Origin of the sequence: Dyadobacter fanqingshengii, from assembly GCF_023822005.2 — a bacterium.
In the GTDB taxonomy this organism is placed as follows: Bacteria; Bacteroidota; Bacteroidia; order Cytophagales; family Spirosomataceae; genus Dyadobacter; species Dyadobacter fanqingshengii.
On record NZ_CP098806.1, the window covers coordinates 4499910 to 4512009 of the forward strand.

Genomic DNA, 12100 nt, shown 5'->3' on the forward strand with positions numbered 1-12100 from the left:
GCAATCTTTTCTTTGCTGCAAGGCGGAGTCAATCCGACTTTTTCGTAGGAGTCATTTCCTAGTCCGAGTGAATAGCTGAGTCTCCTTTGGGAGCCGAAATGAGCATATACGTTATGAAGAATAAGGGTTCTGCTACTGACATTCCAATCGCAAAGACCGGTATCTTCTTCTTACCTGAATCTGGGGGCATTATGTTGAAGGGCTAACATTAAAAGACCAATCAGAAATACTGAATATAAGTATTTTTCAAAAAAGTTGAATAAAAGTAATACTACAAAACATAAGGAACAGCACAAAAACAATTTATTAAACGGTTGACGTTAGATTCAGTAGTTGATAATACACGCGATCGGCTCGATCAATCACTTTACAACTCGGCCACTATCGCTCACTTTCAGCCGCAATCAAATATGATCCGCCCGCAACTCCGCAACTACTAATAGATCCTATTAGGTATTTCCTTATCCATTACAAAGTACATTGCATCATCGTTGCACTGTTGAAGTATACTAGGAGCAGTCTTAGGCCATATGCCTACTATTATCTGTAGTAATCTTCAACATGGGCCAACCAATAGTTTATTATAACGAAAGTTTTCATTTCTGCGAAACATGAAAGTGCTTACGAAATAGCTATTCTAGGGCCATCTTGTGTTCAATGAGGAAGTGACCAGCCCGGTAAGGATACAAGGTGAGCGGAATTTTGAATTGAAAAATAAAGGCGGCCCCGCAACTCCATAATTATCGGAAAAGAAAATAGGTCTTTCCTTTTTTTCTCGATGATACATTACCTCTTCATTGCAATGTTCAAGTAAGCTTAAAAACCTGATAGGTCATCAACCTTGAACGGCGCATAGCAACCCTAAACATAGGCCGCCATAATCTTTCAACAATCCGGAAAGCGAGCGACATTCTAACAGATAAGATGCCCGTTTCAAGAATAGGAAATTGTAGCGAAAAAAAAGGCGGCCTGCAGCTCCGTAACTACTTTTAACTGGAATGGGTCGTTTCCCTCTTTTCCTCCTTAGTACATTATAACATCGCTACTCGGTTTAAGTAAAACCCTAAAGTCAGACAGGTCTTTCTCCTTCTACGGCGCATAGTACTCTTGAACTTGGGCCGCCAGTATCTTCTGGCAAGTTACTGAGGCGATTAAATAACGTGCTGGCGGCTACGGGCTCTTCTGTACCGCCTGGCTTGTAATTAAGTCAAAATTACAGCTGTCTATCAACCTTTTCGGACGAGATGCGAGTTTCATGGGTAATGCCCTGATACTTTAATGCACCTATATTGTGCAGTACATGGATGGTCGGCTGGCAACTCCGTAACTACTTAAACCTTAAATGGTCTTTCCTTTTGTCGATCTTAGCATATTACATCTTCGTTGCGCTGCCCAAGTAAACTGCAACGTACCTTAGGTCTTGCCTTGTCGCAAAAATAGTAATCTCGAACATCAGCCGCCCATCCTTATTGATTTGTAAACGCTGTTATTTTTAACGCATGCAAAAATGCGATGGACCAATTTATTGCGCATTGCATTGATAATCGCCATGTTGTTTTTCCCCTCTTTTTGCTTTCGTAGGTAGTAATTGCCGAGTTCGCTCCCCTTCTGACGGATACATCCCATTGCTGCCAAATGCAGGCTTGCTTTAATCTCTTTGTTTGCAATGTGGGAAACTTTAGATCTACCTTTCAAACTGGTGCCTGATGTCCAGTCAAATGGAGCAATTCCGCAGTAACTAGCAAACTTCTTTGCCGAACTTATATTTTTAAACTCGTTGGTATGGATAATAATCTGAGTAGCGATGACCTTACCGATACATGGCACTGATGTTATAATCAATACAAGTGAGCTGAGCCTTTCATCACCCTCTATAATCAATTGCATCTCACGGCGAAGTGCGTCAAGATCTTCGTTTATAGCTAACAAACTCTTCTCAAAAAGCTTATCAAATGCATATCTTTCGTCTGCTCGCAGGAAATGCGACCGAACTTTACCGTCGTTTGTCAGCATCGGTCGAATTTTAACCAATCTCTTCCTGAGTGCTTCGAGCAGTTGCAGCCGTTGGATGCACTCCCTAGGAGGCTCCCAAAACTTCAATGCAGAATAGTGCTTTTTGGCGTACTCAGCAATCCTTACGGCATCCAACTTATCGCTTTTCCCCCTGGTGATGCCCAGCGAGCGCTTAATCTGCAGAGGCGATTCCAAACACAATGGGATGTTTTTCAGCGACCTAATGAGGAAGTTACAGTACATTCCCATGTTCTCAGCACAAAACACAATTTCATGCTTTTTGAAGCGATATTCCTCCTTAAGCATCTTAAGGCATGTGCGAACTGAATCCTCCGTGTTATCAATTTTTAATGAACGTATTGGATGGTTTGACGTCAGGATCGCCAAATCCATAGTAAGTTTTGAAATGTCTACACCGACAAAAATTTTAGGCTCCATGACGACATTGCATTAGCGGTGTTGACTAGTTCAGGAAAACAAATCTATCCCGGTCTTCACTACATGCCTTATTCACTTAAAGCAGTCAAATATCAACGGATCGACTGCAAAAGATATGCCAGATCATGATCATAAGGCCTTTACTTGCACGCTTCGAGCCATTCCTTGAATTCGATTAATCTGAGTCGGCAGGAATTGACTGATTTATGACAGGGATTATTATTCAAAATGTAAAGATCCGCTTCAACAAAAGCCTTTGGGTCAACAATCGTACTAAACTTGTTGGCTTTGACGGGACCAGTTGGCGTCTCGAAATCCTTGAAATATGCTTCCAATTCCTCGATACTGAAGATCTTCATTTACAGTTATTTAAATATTTGGTTGAGTTCAATGCATGGCACAGTTGTTGTGATAACACTGGGCCATTCTCATAGTTATATGCGCGATGAATTCCACTTCACCCAACAACAGTTGGAGCTCGGCCTTAAGGCCAATCAGCGGGCTGCATTTGAGTATTTCTATGACCTTCACTCACCTGCATTGTATGGAATCATCTGTAAAATTGTCCCGGACCGAGAAAAAGCGTCCGAAATTTTACAGGAGGCATTTATTGAGTTCTGGCAAAAGATACGCTTGTATGATGCCAAGAGTGGGACGATATTTAGGTGGGCGCTTCACATTGCCAGACGGATAGCGATGGAGAGGGCTAAGGATAAATTGCCCGTTACATAACAACATTTGGAAATTGCCAAGTAGAAGCCCGAAAACATGCACATGAGGTAAGCGCGGAATACCCCTCGTGGCATTGTGCTGGTCGTTACGGCACGAATGAATATGCCATCGCTTGAATGATGTCAGGGATGCGTTTACTCTAACATGCATTTCCGATGACGAAGGTGGCGGGGATATGACGCTCCACATAAGACAACTAGTTTGGTTGAGCTTAAATTTTATCACCATAAACCACATAATTATAGCCAGTTACATTCTCGAAAAACCGTTTACTCAATTGTATAAGATAAGCAATTCCCTGGTGTTAGATTTTCATTCCACTTTGCTTTTTGCTAATTATACACCTTCCTATTAATCTTATGCATCGGATTTCTGTATTTAAGCGAAAAACAGCAGAAGTTTGGCGACGCTTCAAACCCCTTTTCGTTGTTTATTTTCTTTTTGTAATCGGGTGGTTTGCATCTGAGGTTTATCGAATGGATCTTATCCAAATTGTGGATTTTCAATTGGGCCTGGGGGATGGCTTTGTCTTATCCTGGCAATCGTCACTATTTCAAGATCTCATTTTCTTTGGAACGACCGGATTTTTAGGCCTAGTTTTAAGTACAAGACTGCCCCATGAGGAAAATTTCGATACGAGATCTAATGTGCTGGCAAATGCCTTAAATGTCGGAGCAGAGGCTAAAAGATTCGTTCGTGAGGCGCTAGGGGACTTAATGGTCTATAATGAGTCCGCAATTATTACTATTCATATCGAAAAATACTGGCCAGATCACAACAAGGTATCAGTTTTTTGCATTCACGAAAACAATTTACGTAATATGTGCTCAGATCAGCCGTTCAAGTTCCCGGTTAACGCGTATGTTATGCCTGGGCCAGAACTAGATGGTGGCTACGGTTATTTGTCACGGTTAGCGTTTGAAGACAAAAGCAATGTAAACAACAACATTTTCGTACACGATGGAGGAGTTAGAAATATCGATAAGTCTGGTTTTGAATATGTAAATAGGCTGGAGATTGCACCTGACGGCATTGTAGTACAAAGGTTGGAGTACTTAATATATTGTAATACAGATAATGACACGCAAAATCCAGATAGCAGATTGTTTTTTAAGAGCCTCATGTTTACCGAAAACTTAAATGTTCGATTAGTCAACAAGTCTGGCATCGACTTAAAATATGAATTTTCTTATCCTGATAGGCGAAAAGATCATAACGAAACGCAGTTACGCATCATCGCGGGAAGGGGGAAGGTTCTTAATCAAAAAGCTTCGTATAAGCGAAGTATGAGAAACGAGGGACCGCACGTTGTGATTAAAAATAAATACATGTATCGTCAAGACAGATTCGAACTTTCGATCTTTGTTTGAAATTTACCGATTACTAAACTCTGTATTACAATGCTTGAGTTTGTAATTACATTCACTTAACTTTGAGTATTAATGAAACTAGCAAAAATAATGGGAGGCGGAGGTAATTGAATTTTAGCGCAAAAGTGGGAATATATCACTAAGGCGTGATGATAATTGTCTAAACACGGATGTTTATCTAGACTCCGCTCAGACGCGTAAAGATATCCTATGTCAAATGGTATAGAGGATTTCTCCTCATATCTATCCTATTCGTTTGTACACTAGTAGGACATCCCAGAAAAATGACCCTCGATTTTTGGGAATCCCATGTATTTGGATGAAATAATTTTGAGTCCTAAGAATACTTAGAATTAATTGATTATAGTTGGTCAGCCCTACTGTCCACCCAAATTTTCTTGAGGCTTTTATAGATATGTCGATGCGCAGATGATGCCCCACCCTCTTCTCGTGCTGAGGTCAATATCGCCGACAGACCTTCCTTAATCTCTTCCTCACTTAGATCAATTTCATCAATGAACTGAGCACTTTTCGGAGTAGAGAGCTTGTATTCAAACCAGGTCGAAAGATCAATCACTTCCTGCAAAGTATACTTTTTCCTGCTCTTGGCCTTTTCCGATTTGAATGGAATATCCAATACAGTAAACAATATCTTACGCATCAACTTGGCCTTTTTTATTGCTAATCCAAGGCTGGGAGCCCAAAAGACTCCTCCGATTCCCCACATTTTATCAGGATCTGCTAGCTCTGCTGCCCGCATAGCAACAACGTGCTCATAATGCTCTTCAATCGTAAGCTCGTCCAGATTATTGCCTAGTAAATCGGCAGGGTCGAACAAATGTCCGTCGCGATGCAAGCTTATGTCATATGGCACTAAACCAATTTCTACCAGGAAAGCATATTTATCTACTGGTAAAAGATTTTCTTCAGCACGCACCTGTTTCAATGAAACCCCACCTTCGATAAACGTCCGCAGTCTATCAATCAGAGCATCAATTGTGTCTTTATCACTAAAAACTGCCACGGGGGCTTCTGTGCCTTCCATTCCAGGGCATAGCTGGTAAACTATATCGTTTTCTCCCATTAAACTGAATTTAATATTCTGTGGCAACTGGTATTATTTGCATGATTATGCAATCACACGATAAACATAAAACACCTGCCTCACATAGCAAGACAGGTGTGCAGATTATTCTTCATCAAGCCTGCTATGCAGGCATGTACTTTATGTTACCTCAAATCTTATTCCAGATCAACTACTGGTCATTCTCTTTCGACTTTGGCAACCTCTTCGTCTACCAATGCAACGAACTTTGAACGTGAAGAAGTAATCTCGGCATCTTTGAGATCCGACAGGCTAAAGGCTCCCGTCTTTTCTGGTTGATCAAGTAAATAGAACTCAAAATGATGCACAGCCTCTTTACCGCGCTCTAACGTTTCCCGTTTGTAGGATTTTAAATAAGCTCCTGCATCCAAAAAGATATTCTTTTGGAACGGACTTGATAGATAGTCCGAAGGACCAAACTTAAAATAAAATGCTTGGCTGACCTGATGAATTTTTTCGTCAGTAAGCGCCGGAAATTCTGAAAGTTCATCTTTCAAAAAACCATTAAACTGTTTCGGCGGTATTGCTTTGATCAGGCTCATTTATAAATTTAAATTGTCCTTTTGCGTTCAATTCTTTCCAAAGTCTCTGTGCTTCTTCCACTGCTTCGCCATGAGTCCATCCCCAGAAGGTTCCTCCCAGAGATAAGCGCTCTCTGCCAACCGTAGGCTCGTCAATTGTTGGTATTCCATCTTGCGGGCCCCACGAGTCAAACACTTCCCCATTTTCCAGCAAAATAATATTATAGGGCATTTTCCCAAAACTAACCAACTCTTTATATTTATCAACCTGAAATCCCATTTCTGCTAGTTCGGTGCGTTCCATCAAAATCGGATCCAATGCTCCATCCATATGACAAGCTAGGATTTCGGCGTACTCCCTATTCGTAAATGCTGCCTGTGGTTCCTGTGTCACAATCCCAGAATACACTACCCAAGCATGGTCCGGATAAACCACCGGTTCCAGCTGCATTGCAACTTCATCGCGCCATGCCGTGTATTGGCCTGCTAAAAGTACTTTAATCGCGTCTGTGCTGAAATCTTCCTGATCCTCAGCTTCAATGTTTTGTTCGTTTTTCATGATGAAGTTATTAATTTTGAAATCATATTCTACATTAAGTCCTTTTATATTCCCGCCACATCCATTGAGCTTTTTCAATGGCTAAGTGCCTCCTCACTTCCCAAAATGTGCCCTTGATTACTTTTTCTTGCATGTCGACCGTTACTTTACAAACAGAAAGCACTTTGTCGGTAGCCTCTGGACCGTACGCCTCGACAGGCATTCCATCACGCAGAAAGACATAATAAGGCTTTTTCGCGCGTATTAGATCTTCTTTAAATTCGTCGATTTGACCGTTCACGTCCGAGCGCAACGCCTTTACCGGCCGAGGAGCGCCTTGTAGATAGAAAACCAGCATATTGGCCACAACTTCGGCGGAAAAACATGCAAGCACTCCTGGTGTGTGACCATCTGATCTATAAATGATCCAAACGTTCTCCGTTTCTTGCATACCTTCCAGCTTTGCACATACATGCTCATATACTGCTTGCGAATGATATTGCGCTGACATCCTTTCAACGGGCTTGATCTGAATAAACCCGTCGTCTCCAAAAACATCTTGCTCTGCACGGATCATACCTGGTCATTACTATCATTTTTCACTATTCCAATCATCTGTTGCTGTGCTGCCTCGAAAGCCCGGATTTTCAATTCGCCTAATTTGCTTACCTCTACGGTTAATAGGATGTCTGTTGGCACCCTGAAATACCGGGAAATGTGCACTACATCGGAAAGTCCCGGGTTGACCGTCTTCCCAGTTTCAATAGCCTTCAACTTCTCTCTGCTCATGCCCAGATCTGATGAAAGCCCTTCCTGCGTCAGTTTCCGCCTTTGACGCAAAAACTTCAAATTTTCTTTCAAAAACACTTGAGCCGGACCATTCATTTCGATACTATTGAAATCATTAATATGGTATTAATAATACCAAAGTTAATAAAACCAAATGAAAACCAAACTAAAAGGATAAAAAAATGCTGATCAATTGCCACTCCTATTTTAGCCTTCGATATGGCACACTTTCAACCGAAGATTTGACCGATATGCTGGCCCAAAACGAGTATGATGTGGCTGTTTTAACGGACATTAACAACTCATCGGGAGTGTTTCCATTTGTCCAGAGTTGCAGGGATAAAGGCATCACGCCGATTGTAGGAATGGAGTACCGGACGGGCGACAGGTTACTCTATATTGGAATCGCAAAAAATGAAGCGGGCTTTGGGGAATTGAACCAACTGGTTAGCACGGCAAATTTGTCGAAGGCACCTCTCCCCGACTTCCCTCCATCGTTCAATAATGCATTTGTTGTTTATCCTTACGGCACCCGTCCAATTAACCGGCTACGCGAAAATGAGTACATAGGTGTAAAGCCAAGCGATCTTCCACAAATCGTGATGGAGCCACGATCAAATTACGACCGATACGTGATTCTGTGGCCAGTAACCGTAAAGGGACCCAAAGATTTCGTCTTGCATCAGCAGCTTCGCGCAGTAGACCATAATACAATTTTCTCAAAGCTAACGACCGAGATGTACGCCAAACTTGATGATGTTATGCCATCCAGGGCAAAACTCATCAATACCTATCAAATGTATCCTGAGATAATTCAAGGTACAGAAAAGCTATTAGCCCAGTGCTCATTTAATTTTGACTTTGAGATTGTCAGAAATAAGAAATTTTTTACCGGCAACGGGCATGATGATCGTATCCTTTTGGAGCGTTACACGATGACCGGGCTTGAACGCAGATATGGCAAAAAGAATAAGGAAGCGTTAGGACGTGTTCAAAAGGAGCTTCGGATTATTGATGACTTGAATTTTAGTTCTTACTTCCTGATCACACATGACATCGTGCGTTATGCAGCATCCCGTGATTTTCAGTATGTAGGGCGGGGATCAGGGGCCAATAGTATCGTTGCTTATTGCCTGGGAATAACTGACGTCTGCCCTATTGAATTGGATCTCTATTTTGAACGGTTTCTAAACCCTAAACGGAAAACACCCCCGGACTTCGATGTCGACTTTTCATGGCGTGACCGTGATGAAATATTTGAATATATCTTCAATAGATACCAAACTAAGCATACCGCGCTCATGGGTGCTATGTCCACATTCAAGGACAGGTCAGTAATCCGGGAGCTAGGCAAGGTCTACGGCTTACCGAAAGAAGACATTGATTTGTTGATAAAGAACCCTGGGATGGCTCAAAACTACCCTGATGTGGTGGAGAAAATAATCGAAGCCTATGAGCAGCTTGCGGATTACCCTAACCAAAGAACAATTCACGCCTGCGGTGTGCTAATATCAGAGGATCCAATCACAAATTACACAGCGCTGGACTTGCCACCAAAAGGTTTTCCGACAGCCCACATTGATATGCATGTGGCCGAACAAATTCATTTTGAAAAATTTGACATCCTCAGCCAGCGCGGGCTTGGGCACATAAAAGATTGCATCCAAATCATCAAGGATAACCGCGGGGAAGCTGTTGATATTTCCAATCCAAAAAAGCTGTTTTTCGACCCGAAAATTCAAAAAGAACTTAGGGAAGCAAACACTCTGGGCTGCTTCTACATTGAGTCTCCTGCTATGCGCCAATTACTGACCAAGCTCCGATGCGACACTTACCTGGTACTGGTCGCTGCCAGCTCCGTTATAAGGCCTGGTGTTGCCAGTTCTGGGATGATGAAGGCCTATATCGAAAGGCACCGTGACCCTGCAATAACAGAATATCTCCACCCGATCATGGAGCAGCAGCTGAAAGAAACTTACGGTGTGATGGTTTACCAGGAAGACGTTATCAAAATTGGGCATTACTTCGGCGGCCTTGATTTAGCAGATGCAGATGTACTCCGTCGAATGATGTCCGGCAAAACCCGAAGCGCAAAACATATGGCTGAAATCAGAGACAAGTACTTCAACCATTGCCAGCAAGTTGGGCACCCGGAAGATGTTGCAAAGGAAGTTTGGCGGCAGATGGAAAGTTTTGCAGGTTATTCTTTTTCGAAAGCGCACTCGGCCAGTTTCGCAGTAGAAAGCTTCCAATCGCTCTATCTCAAAGCCTATTATCCGATTGAATTCATGGTTAGCGTTGTCAACAATTACGGAGGTTTTTATGACAGACGAACGTATCTGCATGAAGCAACCAAAGCAGGCGCAATCGTCCATGTCCCATGCGTAAACAAGAGCTTCATGCAGACAACCCTCGAAGGCATTGACATCTACCTCGGGTTCGATTACATGAAAGACCTCGAATCCCATACGGTAGAAACACTTCTCAGCGTAAGGGAAACACAGGGTAAATTCATAAGTCTTGAGGATTTCGTGCTGAGGACAGGGATATCAATTCAGCAAGTAAAGATCTTAATCCGTGCCGGGGCATTTAGCTTTACGGGTAAGGTTAAAACAAACCTTATGTGGGAAGCGCACTGGGTTTGCGCCTCTGTGGAGAGATCAACCCCACCGCAACTGTTTGGCACACAAGTTACATTTCCAAAGCTCCCGGTATTTGAATATTCCCTGGTTGAACATCTATATGACGAGATTGAAATTCTCTCTGTGCCGGTATCGGGCACATATTTCGACTTCCTGAAAACGGATTTTCGTGGCGATGTGATGGCGGCTGACCTGGGCAAATATGTTGGGAAGGTGGTTCGAATGGTAGGGGAATATGTGAATTACAAGCCTGTAAAAACTAAGCAGGGGCAGATCATGATGTTCTTCACCTTTTTAGATGTTAACAAAAACTTTTTTGACACAGTGCATTTCCCTGATTCGCTTGCTAATTGGACGTTCCAAGGTGCCGGAGTGTACCTCGTTGAAGGAACAGTCACAGAAGAATTTGAATGCTACTCACTAACCGTTAAGCGGTTTGCAAAGATACCTATCAAACAGAACCCGAAAAATATCACTACCAATGAGAAAGAACTACTCAATCTCCGCCCACGCGCTACACAGCAGATTGCAAATGATTCGAAATAAGCTTGATTGCAATGCACATATGTCTCCTTCTGATGTTGTTGTGCGCAATCAGAAGTATTTTGAGAAAGCCGGGATATCAGTCAACCAGCAGCATGAATGCCGATGCGGGAGAAGTGAGTATCATGAAGCGGCTGAGATGCTCCTTTTTACATTTAAAGCCGAAGGATCTGATCCAGGGAATTTGCCGATGTGGAAAAAGAGCCCGGGAAAAACCAGCTAAAATTCCAAAGCAATAAATTTAGGGAGGCAAACCAGTAGGTAAGCGATGGTATAAATAAACATCTTATTTGATGGTTATTTGACAATCTTTCCTCTAAATTGACAATCGGGAGTTTGCAAACGCAAACGTTCCAAATTCATTAAAGCCGAGTGTTCATTAGCAGGGAGGTCTTTCAAGTCGAGCATCCTATGTCCTATTAACAAATGTGTGAATGGGGAAATTTTGTTAGTGGGTTTGCACGTAATCTAGATTCCCTGCAAATAGTTAGCCTAAATGACCTATACTCTCCAATTTGTGGCACAAATTTTTTTGTTCACAATTTGGCAACCAGAACGACCCTAATCCAGAAAGTTATGTCAAACACATTGTTTAAACTTTACGGCCATAAGGAGTTAGATGAAAAATGGGCTATGCTGGAAGAGTCTCTAAATCTCCTTATTGAGGTTAGCGACGAAAACACCAGACAAAAACTTCAAGATCGTTTAGATAAAATCAAAACAAAAAGGGAAGAAGCCCTGCGCACAAGGATAGTTAGGTGAGCATTGGAAAAAAGAGACGCTTAGCCAACTAGTCAAAATTATTAGGAGAAGCGCACCTCTTCCAGTATTCTATTATAATCCTAATCGTAGCTGTTAACTCCAAAACTGAAGAAGGCTTAACAAAAAAACCTTGGACAGACATACTGTAAGCATCAATAACCATTTCCTGACTTAGTGCAGTCGAGAAGAAAAGATACGGAATGCATTTTAAGTTTATGTCAGCATCAGTTTTGAGCTTTTCCCTTAGCTCAAAGCCGTTCAGAAGCGGCATGTTTATGTCAGAGAGAACAAGAAATGGAACCGTAGTCGAGAGGTGTAAGTAGTCCAACGCGGCATCTCCGTCATTAAAATAAACGCGCTTGTTTGGGTAATCAAGCTCTTTAAACACTTCTTCAAATAAAAATTGATCGTCTTTGTCGTCCTCTATTATTACAATATCTCCGTTTCTGTTCATAAAAACTTGGTGTTGAGTATGCAGCAATCGTCACAAAAACCAAGCCAGTCTTGTCCCAACTGCAATATAATCGCCGTTGCCAATGCATTCTTATTACTATTTCACCACTGCCGTGAATCACCAAGCATTCATCAGTGCTTAAAGCACCTCAGCCCAAGGCATCATCGTAAAAACACCAACCGTTGCTGAGGTA

12 protein-coding genes are annotated in these 12100 nt (G+C 42.2%); 4 read left to right on the forward strand and 8 right to left on the reverse strand.

Features of this window, described 5'->3' with window-relative positions; translation table 11 throughout:
• Window positions 1-1452 precede the first annotated feature (1452 nt).
• Together NFI81_RS18690 and NFI81_RS18695 are read right to left on the reverse strand one after the other, a co-directional pair.
• Entirely contained in the window at window positions 1453-2451 is a 999-nt protein-coding gene (locus tag NFI81_RS18690) for a transposase (protein ID WP_234616391.1), read from the reverse strand.
• A 140-nt stretch (window positions 2452-2591) separates the two neighbouring features.
• Window positions 2592-2810, reverse strand: coding sequence for a DUF6965 family protein (locus NFI81_RS18695; protein ID WP_234616390.1), 219 nt, complete (start codon window positions 2808-2810; stop codon window positions 2592-2594).
• A 31-nt stretch (window positions 2811-2841) separates the two neighbouring features.
• Here NFI81_RS18695 and NFI81_RS18700 point away from each other — a divergent pair, with 31 nt between their 5' ends.
• Window positions 2842-3183, forward strand: coding sequence for an RNA polymerase sigma factor (locus tag NFI81_RS18700; protein ID WP_234616389.1), 342 nt, complete (start codon window positions 2842-2844; stop codon window positions 3181-3183).
• 359 nt (window positions 3184-3542) lie between these two features.
• Window positions 3543-4553 (forward strand): hypothetical protein, encoded by a 1011-nt coding sequence (locus tag NFI81_RS18705; protein WP_234616388.1) that lies wholly within the window; start codon window positions 3543-3545, stop codon window positions 4551-4553.
• A gap of 361 nt (window positions 4554-4914) precedes the next feature.
• Here NFI81_RS18705 and NFI81_RS18710 read toward each other — a convergent pair whose 3' ends face one another.
• From NFI81_RS18710 to NFI81_RS18730, 5 genes are all read right to left on the reverse strand, one after another.
• Window positions 4915-5637 carry a hypothetical protein gene (locus NFI81_RS18710; RefSeq protein WP_234616387.1) on the reverse strand — a complete coding sequence of 241 codons (723 nt, stop codon included), beginning with the start codon at window positions 5635-5637 and terminating at the stop codon, window positions 4915-4917.
• Window positions 5638-5816: 179 nt separating this feature from the next.
• On the reverse strand, window positions 5817-6200 hold the full coding sequence (locus NFI81_RS18715) for a hypothetical protein (protein WP_234616386.1): 384 nt from the start codon (window positions 6198-6200) through the stop codon (window positions 5817-5819).
• The gene (locus NFI81_RS18720) at window positions 6163-6816 is read right to left on the reverse strand and encodes a hypothetical protein (protein ID WP_254410598.1); all 654 of its coding nucleotides are present in this window, start codon (window positions 6814-6816) and stop codon (window positions 6163-6165) included. The genes NFI81_RS18715 and NFI81_RS18720 overlap by 38 nt, the downstream gene beginning before the upstream one ends.
• Complete coding sequence (locus tag NFI81_RS18725) at window positions 6773-7294, reverse strand: hypothetical protein (protein WP_234616384.1); 522 nt, start codon at window positions 7292-7294, stop codon at window positions 6773-6775. Before NFI81_RS18725 ends, NFI81_RS18720 begins: the two co-directional genes overlap by 44 nt.
• Window positions 7291-7602: a helix-turn-helix domain-containing protein gene (locus NFI81_RS18730; RefSeq protein WP_234616383.1), complete on the reverse strand. Its 312-nt coding sequence runs from the start codon at window positions 7600-7602 to the stop codon at window positions 7291-7293. Before NFI81_RS18730 ends, NFI81_RS18725 begins: the two co-directional genes overlap by 4 nt.
• Before the next feature lie 86 nt (window positions 7603-7688).
• Between NFI81_RS18730 and NFI81_RS18735 the strand changes: the two genes are divergently transcribed.
• Both NFI81_RS18735 and NFI81_RS18740 read left to right on the forward strand, forming a co-directional pair.
• Window positions 7689-10694: a DNA polymerase III subunit alpha gene (locus tag NFI81_RS18735; RefSeq protein ID WP_234616382.1), complete on the forward strand. Its 3006-nt coding sequence runs from the start codon at window positions 7689-7691 to the stop codon at window positions 10692-10694.
• A gap of 573 nt (window positions 10695-11267) precedes the next feature.
• Window positions 11268-11453 carry a hypothetical protein gene (locus NFI81_RS18740; RefSeq protein WP_234616381.1) on the forward strand — a complete coding sequence of 62 codons (186 nt, stop codon included), beginning with the start codon at window positions 11268-11270 and terminating at the stop codon, window positions 11451-11453.
• 28 nt (window positions 11454-11481) lie between these two features.
• Here NFI81_RS18740 and NFI81_RS18745 read toward each other — a convergent pair whose 3' ends face one another.
• Window positions 11482-11907: a response regulator gene (locus tag NFI81_RS18745; RefSeq protein WP_234616380.1), complete on the reverse strand. Its 426-nt coding sequence runs from the start codon at window positions 11905-11907 to the stop codon at window positions 11482-11484.
• Between the last annotated feature and the right edge of the window lie 193 nt (window positions 11908-12100).